Here is a 20,072-nt window from a genome sequence, read left to right as displayed (position 1 = left end):
TTACTATGGGCAGTTTTTATTCGTTAAGCATACTTGAGCTACGCAGTGCTGCCATTTTGCGTATAGGTCGTTACGCTCGTCGGCACTCATGGTTGGCTCAAAACGACGGTCGCATGTCCACATTTTAGATAACTGCTCAGTTGACTCGTACACACCCGTTTGTAAGCCTGCTAAATATGCTACGCCTAAAGAAGTGGTTTCGGTCACAGTTGGGCGCTCAACTGTTGCGCCTAAAATATTTGATAAAAAGGTCATAACCCAATTATTTTTTACCATACCGCCATCTACACGAAGCACACTTGGGCGAAGACCATCACGCTCCATCGCTTTTTGTAAATCTTTGGTCTGGTAGCCAACTGATTGCAGCGCTGCAGCAACTATGGTGCTAATACCCGAATCGCGTGTTAGCCCTAAAATAGCGCCACGTGCATTAGGGTCCCAATAAGGAGCACCTAAACCCGTAAACGAAGGCACTAAAAATACACCATGATCGAGCGGTACATCTTTAACCATCGACTCACTTTCGCCAGCATGGCTAAGTAGCTTTAAGCCTTCAACAATCCACTGCATAGTTGCGCCAGCCATAAATATACTGCCTTCAATGGCGTAAGTTGGCTTGCCGTTTAATCTATAAGCAACAGTGGTCAATAAGCGGTTTTCTGAGGTCAGTGCTTTTTCGCCAGTGTTAAGCATTAAAAAACAGCCAGTACCGTAAGTACTTTTTGCCATGCCTTGTTCAAAACATGCGTGGCCAACAAGCGCAGCTTGCTGATCGCCTGCAATACCACAAACACGAATTGGCGCGCCAAAAATGTCAGCACTCGTTGAACCAAACTCGTCAGCTGAATCCATTACTTCTGGCAGCATAGATTCTGGAATATCGAATAACTCTAGAAGCTCTTGATCCCACTGCTGGGTGTGAATATTAAATAACATGGTGCGTGATGCATTGGTTGCATCGGTGCGGTGCTCTTTGCCGCCTGTTAGCTGCCAAAGTAGGTAAGTGTCAACTGTACCGAAGGCGAGTTCGCCTGCGAGGGCTTGTTCGCGTGCGCCTTCAACGTTATCTAAAATCCAACGAATTTTAGTGGCTGAAAAATAAGGGTCGAGCAATAAGCCTGTTTTTTCGCTTATCGTTTGGCAAAGCTCATCAGTTGTTAGGCTTTCGCAATAGTCACTTGTGCGACGGTCTTGCCATACAATAGCGTTATAAATTGTTTTGCCTGTTTTTTTGTTCCACACTAAAGTGGTTTCGCGCTGGTTGGTGATACCAATGGCAATAATTTCTTCAGGCTTTACATCGTTTTTAGTTAACACTTCGCGACTAGTGCTAAGCACTGTTTGCCAAATATCGTTAGGGTCGTGTTCTACCCAACCATTTTGTGGAAAATGCTGCGAAAATTCTTGTTGTGCTGTACCAAAAACGTCTGCATCTTTTGTAAACAAGATGGCCCGAGAGCTTGTGGTTCCTTGATCAATTGAGAGTATGTATTTGGACATAATTATTAATATTATTTATCTTATATATAGCTAGATTGCCTTTAACTGAGGCTAATGGCAATGATTTTTTCTTAAAATTCCTGATTAAAAAGTAAGCGTGTTTTTTTAACAGGTAACTCTTTAATAAAACACGTTTTACTTTGAGGTGATTTTAAGTGCGAACACGGCTATAAAAAAAGATAGCCGTGTTGAGTAAGTTATTTAGCGTGTGGTTTAGCTTGCTGCCAATCCATACCGGTAGAAAAGCGATTATCAAACCCGCGCCACTGTGGTAGTGGTTTACCGTCAACAACAGCTTGGTCGCCGTTTTGTGGTAAATCTAAGTATTCACATTGAGTGGTTATGCCTTTTACATGACAGTCCATCATCGCAAGTACAAAATGCTTGTTGGTTTCGTTAATTGTGCGCATAGACCACGAAGGCTCGTAGTAATGGCCTATATCTAGCTCACTGCTGCTTTGTGCAATAGCAGGGGCTGGGTGTGGTGCAATATTATGGCGTGCATTTTTGTAAGTAAGCATGTATTTATCTTTGCTGCCTGTTTGGTTATAAAGGTTTTTAATACCTTCATAGCCAGAAATGTCATCTAAGTTACCGGCGACATAAAGCGAAGGTACTTTAATATTTCCCATCGCTTTGGCATCAAATATAGCGTGCTGTCCGCCCCAAGGCGCAAAGGCCACCATCGCTTTTATACGTGGGTCTACTTTTGGGTTTTTGTATTGCCCACCAGCGCAGCTGTTTAGTAATTGCTGTACTTTTTCAATTTGAACAGGGTCTTTCATACCCGTAAACATAGCCGTTGTTTGCTCATTAAAAGCGTAACAACCACCTATCGTATTTACAGCGCCATAGCCACCCATTGAGTAACCAATTACGCCTGCGCTTTTGTTATCTACTTGCTTGCTTGCAAAGTTGTTTTGCTCATTAAAGTAATTAATAACAAACTGCTGATCGCGTGAGCGATTTATAAGCGTGCTAAAAAAGCCAGAGAACGGCGCATTTTTAAAATCAACATCGGCATTGGTTGAGTCAGTATGATCAATAGCTACCACAATGTAACCGTGCGACGCTAAATGCTCGCCAAGGTAGTACATAATTGTACGGTAACCGGTATAACCGTGCGAAAGCACTATCACAGGGTAGTGTTCTTTATTATTAATGGCGACATCACGCATTGCATCGGCTTGCAGAGTAAACTCTTTACCTGAGCGAGTTTCATCTGTGTAGCTGCTAAGTGGCGCTTTTGCTGTATTTGCAGCCGGATACCACACTTCTACTTTTAAAGGGCGATCTTTTTGACCTTGTGTAGCGGGGTCAAATTGCGCAGGGTTAACTAAATCAAGTGTTTGCACACCTACATTGTAGCTACCTTTAGCTGCAAGCTCTGGGAGTACTTCGCTAGTGATTGGCGGGTATAGCTGCTCTGGTTTATTAGATTCAGCAACAGCTACACTGGCAGATAAACTGCACGTAGCAAGTAATATGGCTTTTGAAAGCGCCTTGAGTGTGTGTGTCATTGTGTGTCCTTGTTGTGTATTTTTATTTTTTAATTTGTCAGTTCAGCTGACTCGATGGCATTGCTATATTGCAACTGCCATTGTGCTCGTAAGGTATCCATTATGTTCATAACTCGTAAGCTAGTACCCAGTGGTAATACACAGCTTTGGGTTTGTTTTTGTAATATACACTGCGTGACATGTGCAATTTCAAACTTAAAGTTTTCATCGTCGCTAAAATCGTATTTAAAGTACTGAGGGTCTTGGTCGTTTATGTGTAGCTCTAGCGTTTTTGCACCTACAAACTGAGGTATTCGAATATAGCCAAGCTCACCATTAATACATGCTTCTGTTGGGCCATTTTGCTGCAGTGCGCTGGCAAGAGATGCAAATTGCCCGTTACCGTAATCAACTATAGCAGTGCTTCGCTCATCAACGCCGGTTGTGCTTTTATATACAAAGGATTTGATGTGTTCAGGGGCTTTATTAAATACCACATCAGCAATCGAAATAGGGTAAATACCTAAATCGAGCAGGGCGCCACCCGCTGTTACAGGGTTCATTAATCGGTGAGTGTCGGCAAAGCTGCCAGGTAAACTAAAGTTGGCATTAACACTGTGCACATTACCAATAACACCTTCACTTAGGAGTTGTTGTAATTTTACTATGGCTGGTAAAAACCGCATCCAAACGCCTTCCATTAAAAAGCAGTTTTGTTGCTTGGCAAGCTCAGTGAGGTTTTGCAATTGCTTAGCATTAACGGTAATCGGTTTTTCGCTTAGCACGTGCTTATTGTGTGTTAAGCATTGGGCGATAGTTTTAAAGTGTTGATCGTGCGTATTGGCAATATAAATAGCGTCTATATTTGGGCACTGCATAAGAGCTTGATAGCTCTCGTAGCCTTGAATATTGTACGGTGTGGCAAATTCTTTAGCGCGCTGCATACTCGTTGAAGCCGCGCCAATAAGCTGTGCATCACTGCAATGCGCAATGCTTTTAGCAAAGGTGTGAGCTATATTGCCACACCCAATAATTCCCCAATTAACCTTTGCCATGCTTATTCCTTAAGTTTATTTAAAAAGACGTAATTTGTAATCCTGAGCCCGCTGAACATACGTAAATATCAGCATTTAGGCTAAAACGCTCAAAGTAATGCTTTTCTACCGCAGCTTTAATTAGTGGTACTTCCGCATCGCGACACAAACATACAATAGCACCACCAAAGCCGCCACCCGTCATACGTACTGCGCCACGGTCGCCCATGGCTTCTTTACAAATCTCTACTAGGCCATCGGTTGCAGGTACGGTTACTTCAAAGTCGTGTTTAAGTGATTGATGCGATGCTGCCATTAGGGTGCGAAGTGCATCCATATCGTTATTCTGTAGTGCAGTTGTTGCTGCAATTACACGATCGTTTTCGCTAATTACGTGGTGTGCACGTTTATATTCGTTTTCGCTTAATGTCGCTTTTACTGCTTGCAGGGCAGTCATGGTTGCTTGGCGAAGTGTTTCTACACCCATTTTTACAGCTGCTTGTTCGCAGTCAATACGGCGCTGGTTGTATTCGCTATCAACCAACTTACGCGGGTAGTTAGAGTTAACAATAACAATATTTAAATCATCAGGAACTTTAACTGATTTAGTTGCTAGGTTTTCACAGTCGATTAATAGTGCATGCCCATTTTCGCCTTTAGCTGAAATAAGCTGATCCATAATGCCGCATTGGCAATGCATAAAGTCATTTTCGGCTTCTTGGCCAAATAGCGCAATTTGCTCTGGCGGTAAACCAAGCTGTGCAATATGGTTAAACATACCGCCAACTGCAACTTCTAGTGCGGCCGATGACGACAAGCCACTACCTTGCGGTAAGTTACTGTCAATTAGTAGGTCGGCGCCACGTAGTTTGTAGCCCGCTCTTTTAAGAACATAAGTAACAGCACGAATGTAGTTACCCCATTGCGATTGGCCTTCAGTAATTTCTTCATCAACGCTAAAGCTGTCTTGCTCGCCTGGATAATTTAAAGAATGCACAGTGATAATATTGTCGTCGCGCTCTTTAAACATTACTTGGGTACGAAACTCTAACGAACACGGTAAAACAAAACCGTCGTTGTAGTCGGTAAATTCGCCAATAAGGTTTACACGGCCCGGTGCTGCAGCAATACCTTGAGCAGGCGCGCCATACAGTGACAAAAATTGTTGTTGGAATTCGTTAAGCTTCATCTGTGTGTCCTGCTGTATCTTTATAGTGTGTGGTACTGGCTGCTTTTAAAATAGAAGCAGCGGTTTCTGCGCTTAAGTCGCGTTGGCTTTCGCCTAGCATTTCGTAGCCTACCATGTGTTTTTTAACAGTAGCAGAGCGAAGTAGCGGCGGATAAAAATGAGCATGTAAGCGCCAATGTTGCTCATCAGAGCCTCTGTTAGCCGGTGCATTGTGCCACCCCATTGAGTATGGGAAGCTGCAATTAAATACGTTGTCGTACTTAGTGGTTAATACTTTAAGTGCCTGAGCCAAAGAGTCGGTTTGCACATCGTTTAGCTGGCTAAAGTTTTGAATATTATCTTTAGTTACTAGCATTGTTTCAAACGGCCATGCTGCCCAAAATGGCACCACAACAAGCCAATGTTCGTTTTCAAATACAACACGTGTTTGATCTGCTTGCTCTTTTTGCGCGTAATCGGCAAGCATAGCTGTACCATGCTTTTTATAATAGGCAAGCTGCTGGGTATCTTCGGCTTCTATTTCGGTTGATAAATGCGAGTGAGCCCATACTTGGCCGTGAGGATGAGGTTGCGAGCAACCCATGATCTCGCCTTTATTTTCAAAAACTTGTACACATTCGTACTGCTGTGCAAGCTCTGTGTAATTTTGTTTCCAGGTTTTTACTACTTCGTGCAATGCGTTTTGGCTAAGCTCTGGTAGTGTTTTATTGTGCTCTGGAGAAAAACAAATTACGCGGCATTCGCCACTGGCTTCATCGGCAATAAATAAATCGCTGTCTGACTCTAAGGCTTGTAATTGCTCGCTGGCATTAGGTGTTAATGCGCCAAAGTCATTTCTAAATACGTGTGTGTATTTGTAATCTGGATTGCTGTCGCCATTTGCACGGGTATTACTTGGGCAAAGTGGGCAGCTGTCATCGTGTTTTGGTAGTACGTTTTCGTTAACGGCTTCTGTTGCGCCTAACCATGGGCGGTTATTACGATGTGGTGACACTAATACCCAACGACCCGTTAGCGGATTTTTACGTCTGTGAGTACTTTCTAATAAAGCCATGTTAACTCTCCAACCCACTTGGGTAATTAGTTTGCCAGCGCCATGTGTCGTTTGTCATGTCGCTAAGTGTTAGTTCTGCGTGCCAGTTAAGTGTGTTTTGCGCTTTCGTGGCATCGGCGTAGTTACAGGCAATATCACCTGCACGGCGCGGTGCAATCTTATACGGAATATCTTTATTGGCTGATGCGCTAAATGCTTTGATCATATCAAGCACAGAATAACCTTGCCCTGTGCCTAAGTTGTAAGCATGAAAGGCGGTATCTGTTTTATGCTGCATAAATGCCGCAACATGACCTTTCGCTAAATCTAAAACATGAATATAGTCGCGCACGCCTGTGCCATCTTCGGTGTCGTAGTCGTCACCAAAAATATTAACCACGTCGCGTTTGCCTACTGCGGTTTGAGCAATAAAAGGCATTAAGTTATTAGGAATACCATTAGGGCTTTCACCTAATAAACCACTTGGGTGTGCACCTACTGGGTTAAAGTAACGAAGCGCAATACCCATAAATTGACTGTTGGCATTACATACGTCTTGCATGGCTTGTTCAACCATGACTTTAGTCCAACCATAAGGATTAGTTGCGCGTATAGGATGCTTTTCGTCAATAGGGAGGTAGTCTGGCTCACCGTATACTGTAGCCGATGAGCTAAATATAATATGGTTAACGCCTGCCTCTTGCATGTTTTGTAGCATGCTTAATGTGCCCGACACATTATTTTGATAATAACGCAGTGGTTGCTCAGTTGATTCGCCAACGGCTTTTAAAGCCGCAAAGTGAAAAACAGCTTCGGCTTTAGTATGTTTTAGGGCGAGTTTAAATTGTTGCTCGTCTTGAATGTCACCCAATATAAACTCAAACCGAGTGCCAGTAATCTTTTCGAGTTGGTCAAGTACCCGCGAACTAGCATTAGACAAGTTATCATAAATAACAGGTGTAATACCTGCTTCATGCAATGCAATACATGTGTGGCTACCTATGTAACCCATGCCGCCAGTGACTAAAACTTTCATGTTTATTCTCGAAAAGTGTATTTATATGATAAATACTACTATTAAGGTGGTTTAAAAACAATAGTTATGATTGTTGGATAATTCAAATAAAAGCATAAAAAACATTCAGATTAAACACTCGCCTGCCTCTAAATAGCATGCTTTTATTTTAACTAACAAAGGCTTAGCTTTATCAATTGATTAGATAAACTGTTTCGATTATTGACCTAATTTCAGCGGTAGGGGGGCTGCTAATATAGCGAGAACAAAGTTAGGAGAGAGCAACATAAATAAAACAGTTTTACTTACCGGTGCTACCGATAGCACTTGCTAGAAACGCAAAGATGTTATTAACCCAAGTACTGTATTTATGAAATCTGTGGGTGGCTTTGTAAAGTTTTAGAAAAAATCCTTATGGTTGATCTAAAGAGCTCACTTGTCAGTGAGCTCTTTTTTTAGCTGGATTACTGCTCTTGCTGCAAGCGCTCGTATAGCCAATCTTTTAATTCTGTACGTTCATGTTTTAGCTGATGCATTTGCTCATCGCTTATGGGCGCATCTTTGAGCTCTAACACTCTAATTTCTTTATCTAGCTTGTCGTACTTATCTGCTTTTTTTGCAAATTCAGTATCGCTTTCATTTAACTCGGCAATTGTCCTTAAGTACTCTGGAAAGTCATTAGTTAATGAGTGGTCTTCGCCTAACATATTCGCTCCTTAATAGGATATAAATGAGCTCACAAGTAAGTGAGTTGTATAAGTGAATTACTGCCTTTCATATAATACACTGGGGCTTACATAGATATAATTCAACCATTGAGCCGCTAATTTGATGTAGAGCAAACAATCTGTTTATTTTGCCCAGTAAGGCATTTCACCAAAGTATTTAACAGAGCGATCAATAAACGCACGTACTTTAGGAGTCAATAATTTATTGTTGGGGTATACAGTTTAAATAGTTGTATTAACTACTCGTGAAAAGCTTAGGGTTCGATATTATTGCTCAAGGTGCAAGGAATCTCTGGCTAGAGAAAATAAATTTAAATATAACCATGATTCAATACGTTAATAAATCTATTAACCAGAGTTCAGGTTAAGTAAACTAGTACCCGCTAAAGACTTTTAAGCATTTTAGCTAAAAGAGTTAATTTTTAACGCTTTTTGCTAATTTATGTTGGTTAATTAATAGTGGTAGAATGCAGCGCTTAGTACTACTTGTGTGAAGTAAGTGGTCAATAATTTATAAGGTTTGTTGTGTAATGCTGTTAATGATCGATAACTACGATTCGTTTACTTACAACTTAGTGCAATATTTTCAGCGTTTAGATCAAGACGTTTTAGTAAAACGTAATGACGAGCTAAGCATTGCACAAATAAAACAGTTGAACCCGAAACACATCGTTTTATCGCCGGGGCCATGCACCCCTAACGAAGCGGGTATTTCGTTAAATGTTGTTGAGCAACTAAAAGGGCAATATCCTATTTTAGGAATTTGCTTGGGGCATCAAACTATCGCACAAGCTTTAGGGGGAAATGTAATACGTGCTAAAAAAGTAATGCACGGTAAAACATCACCCATAGTTCACACTAATAAAGGGGTGTTTAAAGGTTTAGCTAACCCGTTAACAGTGTGTCGTTATCATTCTTTAGTGGTTAAATCACAAACTCTACCTAAAGAACTTGAAGTAACCGCATGGACTCAGACTGAGCAAGGCGAGTTTGACGAAATTATGGGGTTACTTCATAAAGAACTAGCAATCGAAGGTGTGCAGTTTCACCCCGAAGCTATTCTAACTGATCAAGGCTTAGAACTGCTTGATAACTTTTTAACTCGCTTCTAATGTTATAATACACAGAGCATTTAATACTTTATTAATGGATGTCATGACTGAACTTGTAGCCCAGCAGCGTACTGCCAAAATACTAAGCCAACGGGCTCATGACTTATTGCTTGGGCACAGCTTTGCGCATCAGCAAATTGGTTTCATCCATACATTAGATATAGATTACGGCGAACCCATGAAGCAACGCACTTTGCTTCAGGTTGAAGTGGCCGCACAGAATAAACGCCAGCAAAGCAGTACTGCACATCATAAGTACCGCGCTCAAGCGAGTGAGCAACTACACAAAACAATTGAAACAGCTATATATAAGCAGCTCGAAGATATAGATGGTGTAATTCACAGTACTATAGGCATTGAAGATGGCATTGCCAATATACTCGATATATTAGCTGTAAAGTCGGCATCAGTAGGGCGCTTAGAACCATTGGTAAATGATATAGGCTGGTTGGGTAGAGAATTAGTAACGCTTGTTAATTTACCTTACTATCGTAATCAGCGTAGTAAAAACACGTCTGTGAAAGTAGATAAACCATCGCTTGCCCTTCGTTATATTGGCCTTGATAACTTACAGCTAGTGATTCCTACATTTGCTGCCCGTCATTGGATGCCACATAGCACCGAACCATTTTCATTATTAAAACGCCGGCTACGCGACAGCGCGATGGCAAACGCGATTGCAGCGCAAAAAATTGCACAAATTAATAATGTGAATGACGTACATGCATTTACCCTTGGAATGCTTTTAGATGTAGGGCGAATTGCATTAGTGCGCTTGTACTTAAAAACGTTTGAGAAAGTATGGCAACGCAAAGTGCAGTTAGCCCGAAATGAAAACCAAAAAGATTTACACACCGCATTATTAGAGCTACAGCCCGACCCGCTATTTTTAACCACTCTACTTAGCAATAAGTCGATAGAAGTAAGCGCCAAAGTAATAGACAAAATGGCTTTTAAATATTTACCGTTTAAAGGTGTAATGCAGCAGCTAGTAAATGGGGTAGATAAAGGCGATACATTACTGCCATTAACAGAAGTAATGCTAAAGGCACGTTGCTACTCTCAATATCTTAATTTAAAAGAGCATCAACTTATTGAGCCTGATGAAACTCTAAGCTGGTTTTCGTACTTTAAGTTCACTAAAACGGAACTAAAAACCCTCCAATCGAGTAATTTTACCAATTTAGCTATTCAAATTGACTAAAAATCTGAATTTTTTGTTAATTTTTTTGCGACTAACCATTCATTCTCACTCTATTGTTATATTGCATATTTGCCGATTAAAGCATGCGCGCCTTGGTGCTCATGCGGTTAGTTGTTTAAAAATAAGCATAAATAGCTATGCAAATAGTTATTCACTATCTATGAAATAATATCTTTAGCCCTTTATTTTCAAGGGATACATGAAAGTTTTTAACGAGACAGATATAAGTAATTCTGAAATAATGTGCGTCTGAAAATTGAACCACAAAGCAATTTTGCGCAATTATCAGGTTACTGATCTTGCCTATAAAGTTGGTTACAAATATTAACCAAACACCTATTTTGATGTTTTGTGTTGCTCACAATTAAGAGGAAATAAAATGACAGTCAATCGCGAATTATTTGATCACGTAATGGTTCCTAACTACGCACCTTCAAGCGTAATTCCTGTTCGAGGCGAAGGTTCTCGCGTATGGGATCAAGAAGGTCGAGAGTTTATCGACTTTGCTGGTGGTATTGCAGTTAACTGTCTTGGCCATTGCCACCCTGCATTAGTAGGCGCATTAAAAGAGCAAGGCGAAAAAATCTGGCATCTATCAAATGTAATGACCAATGAGCCGGCACTTCGTCTAGCTAAAAAAATGGTTGATGCTACATTTGCTGAAAAAGTTTATTTTGCCAACTCAGGCGCAGAAGCAAACGAAGCAGCGCTTAAGTTAGCGCGTCGTTTTGCACTTGATAAGTTTGGCGCAGAAAAATCACAAATCATCGCGTTCAACAAAGGTTTCCACGGTCGTACATTCTTTACCGTAACTGTGGGTGGCCAAGCTGCATATTCAGATGGTTTTGGTCCTAAGCCTGGCGACATTGTACATTGTGATTATAACGACCTAGCTGCTTTTGAAGCGCTTATCAGCGACAAAACATGTGCCGTAATGATGGAACCTCTACAAGGTGAAGGCGGTATTGTTTCACCCACTGACGAGTTTGCTCAAGGCGTTCGCGATTTATGTACTAAACATAACGCACTGCTTATTTTTGATGAAGTTCAAACAGGTGTTGGCCGTACTGGCGATTTATACGCATACCAAGGCTTAAACATAGTACCTGATATTTTAACTTCAGCTAAAGCACTTGGCGGCGGTTTTCCTATTGGCGCTATGATCACAACAACTGAGATTGCACAGCACCTTAAAGTAGGTACTCATGGTTCTACTTATGGCGGCAACCCGCTTGCGTGTGCTGTTGCAGAAGCTGCATTTGATACAGTAAATACGCCAGAAGTACTTGCTGGCGTAAAAGCTAAAGCAGCATTATTTAATGAACTACTTACTGCGGTTAACGAAAAATACAACGTATTTAGCGAAATCCGTGGCCAAGGTTTATTAATTGGTGCAGTAGTGAGCGAGCAATATAAAGGTCGTGCAAAAGAGTTTTTAGTGGCAGGGACTGAGCAAGGCCTTATGTCATTAGTTGCTGGTGCAGACGTAATACGTTTCACTCCATCTTTAGTAATTCCTGAAGCGGACATTCGCGAAGGTATGGCACGCTTTGAAAAAGCAGTAGCAAGCGTAGTAAACGCATAAGCGACTTAAGCCAACCAATTAAGGGCAAGCACTACTTGCCCTGCAATTCCTATTTACCGTTATTTATAAGGGAGCAAGCGGACTCATGATGATCCTTCGCCCAATCCAGCAAAATGATTATTCAGCATTACTGAAAATTGCCCACGAATCAGGGCATGGTTTTACGTCTTTGCCATTAAACGAAGAACTATTGCAAAAAAAGATCGACCATTCAGTAAGCTCTTTTGCTAAACAAACGTCACAACCTGGTGACGAAGGCTACCTGTTTGTTCTTGAAGATAGCGAAACCGGTGAAGTTGTAGGAACATCTGCAATTGAAGCTGCGGTAGGGCTTGATGATGCATTTTATCATTATCACTTAAGTAAAGTGATTCACTCTTCGCGCACATTAGACGTATACAAAGCGGTTGATATTCTAACGCTATGTAACGACTACACAGGTGCTACAGAGCTTTGCACATTGTTTTTAAAAGATGGTTATCGTAAAAATTGTAACGGTAAGCTACTTTCAAAAGCGCGCTTTATGTTTATAAAACAGCATCAAGAGCGTTTTGCGCAAACAGTGATTGCAGAAATGCGCGGTGTGTCTGACGAAAACGGCAGTAGCCCTTTTTGGCAGTGGCTTGAAGAGCACTTTTTCTCAATGGATTTTCCAACAGCCGATTACCTAACAGGTATTGGCCAAAAGGTTTTCATTGCTGAATTAATGCCTAAATACCCAATTTACGTAAACTTGCTAAGTAAAGATGCGCAAGCCGTAATAGGTAAAGTACACGACAACACTCGCCCAGCAATCGAGTTATTAAAAAGCGAAGGCTTTACGTTTAATGGCTACGTAGACATTTTTGACGGCGGCCCAACGGTTGAAGCAAAAGTAGATAACATTGCGACTATTCGTAATGCACGTAACTTTAACGTTGAAATTGGCGAAATGACTGGCGACACCATGGTGTTACTAGCTAACGAAAAGCTTAATGACTTTAGAGCAACCGTTGCACCAATGACATTTGACGAGCGCGCAAAAAGCCTTATTTTATCGCAAGAAATAGCAGATGCACTGCATTTGCAAACTGGCGATATTGTTAGTGCAACCACGATTTAATTTAGGAGAAAGTATATGACTCATCCTGCACAATTTATAAATGGTCAATGGTCACAAGGCCAAGGCACAGAATTTAATTCAGTAAACCCTGCAAATAACGACGTTATTTGGCAGGCTTCATCGGCAACTGCGGCGCAAGTAGACACCGCAGTAAATGCAGCGCGCGAAGCGTTTTATGCATGGGCTGATAAAAGTTTTACTGAGCGTTTAGAAATAATTAAAGCATTTGCAGCGCAATTAAAAGAAAACAGCGAAGAGCTCGCTATTACTATTGCACAAGAAACAGGTAAGCCACTGTGGGAAACTCGCATAGAAGCGGGTGCTATGGTTGGTAAAATTGCCATTTCTGAAAAAGCATTTTTAGAGCGCACTGGCGACGTAGAAAACGCAATGCCACTTGGCCGTGCGATGATTCGTCATAAGCCACATGGTGTTGTAGCCGTATTTGGTCCGTATAACTTTCCGGGTCACTTACCTAATGGCCACATTGTGCCAGCGCTTTTAGCAGGTAACACGGTTGTGTTTAAACCGTCTGAACTTACTCCTAAAGTAGCTGAGCTTACGCTTAAACTGTGGGAGAAAGCAGGTTTACCAGCAGGTGTAATTAACCTTGTACAAGGTGAAGTAGAAACGGGTAAAGCCCTTGCTGCTCACAAAGGTATTGATGGCTTGTTCTTTACGGGTTCTTCGCGTACTGGTCATATTTTACATGAACAGTTTGCGGGTCAACCGGGTAAAATTTTAGCGCTAGAAATGGGTGGTAATAATCCACTTATTATTACTGACGTTGAAGACACTAAAGCGGTTGTTCACGATATTATTCAATCAGCGTTTATCTCAAGCGGCCAGCGTTGTACATGTGCACGTAAATTGTTTTTACCTAAAGGTAGCAAAGGCGATGCAATTTTAGAGCGCCTTATCACTGCAACTAAAGCGATTAAAGTAGGCAACTACGATGATGCAGACCAGCCATTTATGGGCTCTATGATCTCATCAGCTGCAGCTGCAGGCATGGTTAAAGCGCAAAACGAACTTGTTGAGCTTGGCGGTCAAGTATTAGTAGAGCTTGAGCACACAGCCAATACTGGTTTTGTAACACCAGGTATTATTGAGTGTACAAATATTAGTGACTTCCCAGATGAAGAGCATTTTGGACCACTTTTAAAAGTATTCCGCTTTGACGACTTTGACCAAGCCATTGATAAAGCAAACGATACAACCTTTGGTTTATCGGCTGGTTTATTAAGTGACAGTGCAGCAGATTACGACCATTTCTTACGTCGTATTCGTGCAGGTATTGTTAACTGGAATCGCCCAATTACTGGCGCATCAAGCGCAGCACCGTTTGGTGGTATTGGCGCATCGGGCAACCACAGAGCAAGTGCGTATTACGCAGCCGATTACTGTGCATACCCAGTTGCTTCGGTAGAGCTTGAAAAAGTAGCTATGCCAGCAACACTAAGCCCAGGCTTAAAAATAGATTAAGTAGTAATACTACTTAATTATTATAAAAGCAGCTTCGGCTGCTTTTTTTGTATTGCTAACGCGCAAAGCTAGCAATCAACAGCGCTTTCTGCTTAAATCAAAAATAATTAATTATACAAAGGTGGTACAAAAATGGTTTTAGATAGGCAAGGGTACGATGATTTGATCATGTATCTAACTCAAAATTTAGCATTGTTTGAGAAGCCAGGCGAAATAAAACCAGGTGCCCCAACAGTAATGGAGTTAATTGAAGACGTTATTGCACAAAATGTGATGCTTATTTGCGAGCAGCACACAAACCTCAACACAGAGCAGCGTAGTCAAATTGTACGCGAAGTTGATGGCATAGTTTACGATTTAGAAGAAGTCCTCAGCAGCATCACCTCACAGCCTGTCACGGTTGAACAGCATGCCTTTATAGATGAATTTGCAGGTTTAGTAAAAAACCTCTTTGATAGCGCTTTAACACAACAATCTTAGCCATTTTATAGCCCTGCGTTGCATTTTCATTTGCAACTACGGCTAACTTGCTTACAATCAAGAAAATATTTTTTTGAGATATAACAATGCAAGCAAATGTAAAATGGGTTGAAGGCGATACGTTTATTGGTCGTTCTAATTCTAACCACAATGTTGTGTTTGATGGCGGCAGCGATAGTGCAGCACCAAGCCCAATGGAAATGGTTTTAATGTCAGTTGGCTGTTGTTCATCAGTTGATGTGGTTAGTATTTTAAAAAAAGCCAAACAAGATTTTTCAGATGTACAAGTACAACTAAGTGCAGAGCGCGCCGAAACAGCCCCACGTGTGTTTACCAAAATCAACTTACACTTTGTTGTTAAAGGCAATAATGTGTCTGAAAAGCATCTTGCACGCGCGGTTTCACTCTCTGCTGAAAAGTATTGCTCAGTTGCATTAATGCTTGATAAAACAGTAGAAATTACGCATAGCCACGAAGTTGTGCAAGATCAAGCAAAATAACGCTTTTTCCACGAGGGAAATTCGTATAAAATCCGCGAACTTTTCATTCTGCAGGTGCAGAACCCACTAATTTATAGGTTGGTTTATTATGAACAAACCCTTCGATAAACTTAAACTTCATGGCTTTAACAATTTAACCAAAAGTTTAAGCTTTAGTATTTATGATATTTGTTACGCAAAGACCGAGCAACAACGTAAAGAATATATTGAATATATCGATGAGCAGTACAGTGCAGATAGACTAACCGACATTTTAGGTGAAGTTGTTGATATTATTGGTGCTAACATTTTAAATGTAGCGCGCCAAGATTATGAACCGCAAGGCGCAAGTGTAACTATTTTGGTTTCAGAAGAACCAGTAGAAGAGCAGCAAAATTACGATGCTGACGAAGCACCAGGCCCATTACCTGATTCAGTTGTTGCGCACCTAGATAAAAGCCACATTTGTGTACACACATACCCAGAAGCTCACCCTGATGATGGTATTTGTACATTCCGTGCTGATATTGAAGTGTCTACTTGTGGCATTATTTCGCCACTTAAAGCGTTAAATTTCTTAATTCATAGCCTTGAATCAGACGTAGTAACAATTGACTACCGCGTTCGTGGTTTTACCCGCGACATAAACGGTGTTAAGCACTACATTGATCATGCTATTAGCTCGATTCAAAACTTCATGACAGAAGATACAAAAGAAGCGTACCAAATGATGGACGTGAACGTGTATCAAGAAAACCTGTTCCATACCAAAATGATGTTAAAAGAAACCGATCTAAACACGTATTTATTCGGCCTTTCTACGGCAGATTTATCAGAGGGCGAAGAAGACGAAATTCGCTCAAAGCTGACCCGTGAAATGCAAGAAATATTCTATGGCCGTAACCTGCCAGATACAGAATAATAGCAACGAATTAAATTAAAAATGGCGCTCAGTGAGCGCCATTTTTTTATACTTTATTTTACAAGCAATAGCTGTGTTTGTCGGCCATTTAAATACCAGACACCGCTTTTATCAAAAATAGCATCTTCCTCTAGCATTATTCTTATTTCTTTATTCCACTGTTTTATAAACACAGCATTGTTAAGCTCAATTGAGTAAGCCGTATTTAAATGCAGCGGATAGTCACCATCTCCCGGTACACCTTGCTGAGAATCCCACATACCTAATGTAGTGCCAGCAGCATGACCATGATAGCCAAGAGGGTGAGTATAAATAGTGGGTTTTAATCCCTGAACAATAGCGGCTTTTCGTGCTGCAGCTAAAACCTCATTACCGGTTTTACCTACCGCAAATTGATTGGTAAATATGTCTTGTAGTTTATTACCGCTTTTTAGTGCTTCAACTAAGTAACTAGGTGCACTTATTTCGTTTTCTTTGAGCACATACGCATGCTGCTGAGTGTCGGTATTTAAGCGTAAATAAGTAATCCCAAAATCTACATGAAGCAAGTCACCGGCTTGTATAACGTTATCATCGTAGCCATTGGTAAAGCTTTCTTCATGATCGAACGACTTCGCATCGGCGCGCTGAATAGCAATACTCGGGTGAAACCATGTTTGTAGTTTGAGCTCTTTTACGCGCTCTCTAAACCACCATACCAAGTCATCGTTAGTTGTTTCACCAACCGTAATTGTTTTACCCGAAAACCCCTCTGCAATAATATGATGGGCAATAGCGACAATATGTTTATACATTTTAACTTCTTCAGGAATGCGTTGCTCTAACCACGCAACAGCAAGCGGCTCTGCAGAAATTATTTTATTGTGATAAGTGGCGGGCAAGTTAGCCATTAAGGTTTTGTAATCGCCTAGCACAAGGCCATCGGCATGTGCCCAGTCGGTAGAAGTATTAAGCGCAATGTTGCGAGGTTTGTATTGCTCAATAAGTGTATTGAGTGCTTCCCACTGGCTTGGTTGTGTTTGTTTATCCCACCCTTTTTTAAATACGTTACCTATTTTATAAGGCGCAATAGCGTAAGCATCAACACCACCTTGTTTATTAAGTGCAAATAGCAAAATAGTGGTGCGTCTGGCTGAAAGCCATGTTGCAGGCAGCATTGTTTTTAATATTGGATCTTCGTTATATTCACGACTTATAAGTAGCCACATATCAGTGTTGTGCTGCTTCATTAATGAGGGCATTAAGGTATTAACTCTAAGCTCAGTTATTTTATCTATAAACGCAGCGCGCTCTTTCATCGATAAAATAGTGGGAGCGTCATCGGCTTTAACAAAGAGGCTTAAAACAAGCGTAGTTAGCAAGCTTACGTAAAGTAGGAGTTGTTTAGTAAAGTGCATAATTGTTTTATTTTTAGGCTAGTTAATTTATAACATGCCTGAAGAGCGACTATAAAAAAACAATTTGAGATAAACAGCACACAAAAAAGCCCGGCTAAAAAGTAGCCGGGCTTTTGTATAAACAGTTTTATTACTTAAGCATGCTGTATAAAAGTGCAAATACAGCAAGCGAGCCAACCGCTAATATAAATAGCGTGCTAAAGCGATTTCGGTATTTATTAAGTGCAGGTACTTTATAAACTGCAATCATTGGCATAATGAATAAAATCATCGCAATGATAGGGCCCGATAACTGATCCATCATGTCTAAAATACTTGGGTTTTTAACAGCACAAAACCAAATAGCTAAAAACATGATTAACACACCAATTTTATCGGTAACGCCAGCGCTTAAGCCTGTTTGTTTAGTTACTAAACCTGTAAAGCTTTCGCGTGCACCTAAAAAATGACCCAAAAACGACGATGTAATAGCAATAAAGGCAACAAGTGGCCCAAGTGTGGCAATAAACGAGTTATCAGTAATATTAGCAAGGTAGGATAAAACCGATACGTTAGCCGCTTTAGCTGCTGCCATTTGCTCGCCTGTAAGCGACAGCACGCAAGAGAACACAAATAACAGTACGAAAGTAATAAGTAGCAAGCTAGTGCGCTTTAAAATCGCCTCAGACTTACGTGTAGCTTGTTCGCCGTAATGACCGCGTTGCACATTTACAAAGCTTGAGATAGCCGCTGCGTGGCTAAACGAAAACACAATAATAGGAATCGATAACCACAACGTTTTACTAAAGCTGCCTATTTCAGGCACCGTCATATCTGGCATCTGCCAGCTAGGGATTAAATAAAGTGATAAAAAGAACAATATGCCCACAAGCGGATACACTAAAATAGCAAAGGCACGTAGCATTAAGCGCTCGCCGCCCATCATTAAGCTAATCATGCCTGCAACTAATACGCCCGAAAGTAGCACGCGAGAAGGTGATTCCATCCCCATTTGATTAACCATAAAACTATCAACGGTATTGGTTAAACCTACACCGTAAATAAGCAAAATTGGGAATATAGATAAAAAGTACAACAAGGAAATTAACCGCCCCGCAGTCACACCAAAATGCTCTTCAACTACGTCGGTAAAATCGGCATCTTTATTTTTTGATGAAAGTACAAAGCGCGCTAATCCACGGTGCGCAAAAAAGGTCATTGGGAACGCTAAACACGCCATAATAATTAACGGCCAAAAACCGCCAATACCAATGTTAATAGGTAAAAATAAAATACCCGCACCAACGGCGGTACCAAATAAACTTAATGTCCACTGCGTATCGTGCAGGTTCCATTTAGTTTTTGTATTTGAATTTTTGCTTGAATTTGTGTGTGTGTTTGGTGATGCATTTGAAAGCGTTGCATCTTGAGATGTTGTCATGTGTGTGTGCTCATCCATTATTTAAATAATAACTGCGCCGAAGGGTATAGTTTTTAGAGACATTTTTCATGTTTTGAAGAGATTTTTAGACTAATTAATTAGACTCAATTGGAGGGTAAGTGTCATGAATACGAAACAGTGGTGTAAAAGTGAGCAAAAGCCTTAAATAGCAACACCCATATTATAATTGAAGAGTAGATACCATCTCTTCTAACCAGCCTCAAGCTTTCTTTAAATAGCTTGGGGCTGATATTCAGTTTGATTCTTCACAACACCAAAACAGATATGTGTCAGCTTTCTCATTGCAGCACCAATTGCCTGCATTTTTGTTTTACCTTGCTCCACTAATCGCTTATTTTGGGCTTTTATATCTGGATTATGTTGTACAGCTACTACAGCAGCCATATACAATTTAGCCCTTATATACCCAGGCCCTTCTTTGCTTAAAGTTGTTTTTCCAGCCCGTTTGCCTGACTCATTAAGCTTAGGTATTAAGCCTAAGTAACAAGCTAATTGCTTGGCATTTTTAAACTGTTTACATGCCATCAAGGACACCATCATACGTGATATTACCTCTCCAACACCTTTGATACTTTGAAGCAATTGGCGGTTCTTTTTTAATTGTGGGTGTCTATCAATATGCTCATCAATGTCATTTTTTAGCTTGCCTATCTCAGTTTTTAGTACAGCTATCATATCTTCAATTGACTGAGTAACTCGAGTAGATGCACCTGAGAAACCAACAGCTTCATAACGATTTTCTTCGCGACGTAAGTCTAGCTCAAGTGCTTCAAGTCTACGCGTCATTACTTTTAACTCTCTCGCTTCAACAGGCTCAGGCTGCCAACTTAAAAGTGAGTGCTGTTGGTCATGACCATAACGAGCAAG

General features: G+C 40.9%; 18 protein-coding genes. 8 read left to right on the top strand and 10 right to left on the bottom strand.

The features are described 5' to 3' along the window. Positions 1-3 precede the first annotated feature (3 nt). The 7 genes from glpK to AAEY62_RS06405 form a co-directional block, all read right to left on the bottom strand. Positions 4-1,500, bottom strand: a complete 1,497-nt coding sequence (glpK, locus tag AAEY62_RS06435; RefSeq protein WP_032826852.1) for a glycerol kinase GlpK — start codon at positions 1,498-1,500, stop codon at positions 4-6. Between the two features lie 197 nt (positions 1,501-1,697). Next, positions 1,698-3,020 carry an alpha/beta hydrolase family protein gene (locus AAEY62_RS06430; protein ID WP_101164420.1) on the bottom strand — a complete coding sequence of 441 codons (1,323 nt, stop codon included), beginning with the start codon at positions 3,018-3,020 and terminating at the stop codon, positions 1,698-1,700. A 29-nt stretch (positions 3,021-3,049) separates the two neighbouring features. Then, positions 3,050-4,054, bottom strand: a complete 1,005-nt coding sequence (locus AAEY62_RS06425; RefSeq protein WP_101164421.1) for a Gfo/Idh/MocA family protein — start codon at positions 4,052-4,054, stop codon at positions 3,050-3,052. Positions 4,055-4,073: 19 nt separating this feature from the next. Then, positions 4,074-5,222 carry a galactokinase gene (gene galK / locus AAEY62_RS06420; RefSeq protein ID WP_101164422.1) on the bottom strand — a complete coding sequence of 383 codons (1,149 nt, stop codon included), beginning with the start codon at positions 5,220-5,222 and terminating at the stop codon, positions 4,074-4,076. Next, a complete protein-coding gene (locus AAEY62_RS06415; protein WP_101164423.1) occupies positions 5,212-6,276 on the bottom strand; it encodes a UDP-glucose--hexose-1-phosphate uridylyltransferase in 1,065 nt (354 codons plus the stop codon). The genes galK and AAEY62_RS06415 overlap by 11 nt, the downstream gene beginning before the upstream one ends. A 1-nt stretch (position 6,277) precedes the next feature. Beyond that, positions 6,278-7,291, bottom strand: coding sequence for a UDP-glucose 4-epimerase GalE (galE, locus tag AAEY62_RS06410; protein ID WP_350634737.1), 1,014 nt, complete (start codon positions 7,289-7,291; stop codon positions 6,278-6,280). 443 nt (positions 7,292-7,734) lie between these two features. After that, positions 7,735-7,977, bottom strand: coding sequence for an HP1242/YdcH family protein (locus AAEY62_RS06405; protein WP_024600067.1), 243 nt, complete (start codon positions 7,975-7,977; stop codon positions 7,735-7,737). A 551-nt stretch (positions 7,978-8,528) separates the two neighbouring features. On the opposite strand from AAEY62_RS06405, the gene AAEY62_RS06400 reads away from it, so the two are divergent. The 8 genes from AAEY62_RS06400 (at position 8,529) to speD (ending at position 16,367) form a co-directional block, all read left to right on the top strand. Continuing rightward, the gene (locus tag AAEY62_RS06400) at positions 8,529-9,110 is read left to right on the top strand and encodes an anthranilate synthase component II (protein WP_350634736.1); all 582 of its coding nucleotides are present in this window, start codon (positions 8,529-8,531) and stop codon (positions 9,108-9,110) included. A 43-nt stretch (positions 9,111-9,153) separates the two neighbouring features. After that, the gene (locus AAEY62_RS06395) at positions 9,154-10,314 is read left to right on the top strand and encodes an HDOD domain-containing protein (RefSeq protein ID WP_024609238.1); all 1,161 of its coding nucleotides are present in this window, start codon (positions 9,154-9,156) and stop codon (positions 10,312-10,314) included. 379 nt (positions 10,315-10,693) lie between these two features. Further along, positions 10,694-11,899, top strand: a complete 1,206-nt coding sequence (locus tag AAEY62_RS06390) for an aspartate aminotransferase family protein (RefSeq protein ID WP_101216823.1) — start codon at positions 10,694-10,696, stop codon at positions 11,897-11,899. An 85-nt stretch (positions 11,900-11,984) separates the two neighbouring features. After that, positions 11,985-13,001 (top strand): arginine N-succinyltransferase, encoded by a 1,017-nt coding sequence (astA, locus tag AAEY62_RS06385; protein WP_101216822.1) that lies wholly within the window; start codon positions 11,985-11,987, stop codon positions 12,999-13,001. Between the two features lie 15 nt (positions 13,002-13,016). Next, positions 13,017-14,486, top strand: coding sequence for a succinylglutamate-semialdehyde dehydrogenase (gene astD, locus AAEY62_RS06380; RefSeq protein WP_350634735.1), 1,470 nt, complete (start codon positions 13,017-13,019; stop codon positions 14,484-14,486). Between the two features lie 132 nt (positions 14,487-14,618). Further along, a complete protein-coding gene (locus AAEY62_RS06375; protein WP_007580087.1) occupies positions 14,619-14,966 on the top strand; it encodes a DUF3802 family protein in 348 nt (115 codons plus the stop codon). An 86-nt stretch (positions 14,967-15,052) separates the two neighbouring features. After that, positions 15,053-15,466 carry an OsmC family protein gene (locus tag AAEY62_RS06370; RefSeq protein ID WP_002958863.1) on the top strand — a complete coding sequence of 138 codons (414 nt, stop codon included), beginning with the start codon at positions 15,053-15,055 and terminating at the stop codon, positions 15,464-15,466. Between the two features lie 88 nt (positions 15,467-15,554). Continuing rightward, positions 15,555-16,367, top strand: coding sequence for an adenosylmethionine decarboxylase (speD, locus tag AAEY62_RS06365; RefSeq protein ID WP_007376266.1), 813 nt, complete (start codon positions 15,555-15,557; stop codon positions 16,365-16,367). A 53-nt stretch (positions 16,368-16,420) separates the two neighbouring features. Here the strand turns inward: speD and AAEY62_RS06360 are convergent, their stop codons facing one another. The 3 genes from AAEY62_RS06360 to AAEY62_RS06350 all read right to left on the bottom strand — a co-directional run. Further along, entirely contained in the window at positions 16,421-17,764 is a 1,344-nt protein-coding gene (locus AAEY62_RS06360) for a M24 family metallopeptidase (protein WP_350634734.1), read from the bottom strand. A gap of 130 nt (positions 17,765-17,894) precedes the next feature. After that, complete coding sequence (locus tag AAEY62_RS06355) at positions 17,895-19,184, bottom strand: SLC5/6 family protein (protein ID WP_197236717.1); 1,290 nt, start codon at positions 19,182-19,184, stop codon at positions 17,895-17,897. Between the two features lie 231 nt (positions 19,185-19,415). Further along, a partial coding sequence (locus tag AAEY62_RS06350; RefSeq protein ID WP_350634733.1) for a transposase occupies positions 19,416-20,072 on the bottom strand: 657 nt, incomplete at its 5' end.

The organism is Pseudoalteromonas sp. GW168-MNA-CIBAN-0100 (assembly GCF_040309225.1).
Taxonomy (GTDB): Bacteria; Pseudomonadota; Gammaproteobacteria; order Enterobacterales; family Alteromonadaceae; genus Pseudoalteromonas; species Pseudoalteromonas arctica.
This window is presented reverse-complemented; position numbering and strand designations above follow the sequence as displayed.

What these genes read in the sequence shown, in the direction of transcription:
- glpK (WP_032826852.1), bottom strand. Translation starts at nt 1,500, where the DNA reads ATGTCCAAATACATACTCTCAATTGATCAAGGAACCACAAGCTCTCGG.
- AAEY62_RS06430 (WP_101164420.1), bottom strand. Translation starts at nt 3,020, where the DNA reads ATGACACACACACTCAAGGCGCTTTCAAAAGCCATATTACTTGCTACG.
- AAEY62_RS06425 (WP_101164421.1), bottom strand. Translation starts at nt 4,054, where the DNA reads ATGGCAAAGGTTAATTGGGGAATTATTGGGTGTGGCAATATAGCTCAC.
- galK (WP_101164422.1), bottom strand. Translation starts at nt 5,222, where the DNA reads ATGAAGCTTAACGAATTCCAACAACAATTTTTGTCACTGTATGGCGCG.
- AAEY62_RS06415 (WP_101164423.1), bottom strand. Translation starts at nt 6,276, where the DNA reads ATGGCTTTATTAGAAAGTACTCACAGACGTAAAAATCCGCTAACGGGT.
- galE (WP_350634737.1), bottom strand. Translation starts at nt 7,291, where the DNA reads ATGAAAGTTTTAGTCACTGGCGGCATGGGTTACATAGGTAGCCACACA.
- AAEY62_RS06405 (WP_024600067.1), bottom strand. Translation starts at nt 7,977, where the DNA reads ATGTTAGGCGAAGACCACTCATTAACTAATGACTTTCCAGAGTACTTA.
- AAEY62_RS06400 (WP_350634736.1), top strand. Translation starts at nt 8,529, where the DNA reads ATGCTGTTAATGATCGATAACTACGATTCGTTTACTTACAACTTAGTG.
- AAEY62_RS06395 (WP_024609238.1), top strand. Translation starts at nt 9,154, where the DNA reads ATGACTGAACTTGTAGCCCAGCAGCGTACTGCCAAAATACTAAGCCAA.
- AAEY62_RS06390 (WP_101216823.1), top strand. Translation starts at nt 10,694, where the DNA reads ATGACAGTCAATCGCGAATTATTTGATCACGTAATGGTTCCTAACTAC.
- astA (WP_101216822.1), top strand. Translation starts at nt 11,985, where the DNA reads ATGATGATCCTTCGCCCAATCCAGCAAAATGATTATTCAGCATTACTG.
- astD (WP_350634735.1), top strand. Translation starts at nt 13,017, where the DNA reads ATGACTCATCCTGCACAATTTATAAATGGTCAATGGTCACAAGGCCAA.
- AAEY62_RS06375 (WP_007580087.1), top strand. Translation starts at nt 14,619, where the DNA reads ATGGTTTTAGATAGGCAAGGGTACGATGATTTGATCATGTATCTAACT.
- AAEY62_RS06370 (WP_002958863.1), top strand. Translation starts at nt 15,053, where the DNA reads ATGCAAGCAAATGTAAAATGGGTTGAAGGCGATACGTTTATTGGTCGT.
- speD (WP_007376266.1), top strand. Translation starts at nt 15,555, where the DNA reads ATGAACAAACCCTTCGATAAACTTAAACTTCATGGCTTTAACAATTTA.
- AAEY62_RS06360 (WP_350634734.1), bottom strand. Translation starts at nt 17,764, where the DNA reads ATGCACTTTACTAAACAACTCCTACTTTACGTAAGCTTGCTAACTACG.
- AAEY62_RS06355 (WP_197236717.1), bottom strand. Translation starts at nt 19,184, where the DNA reads ATGACAACATCTCAAGATGCAACGCTTTCAAATGCATCACCAAACACA.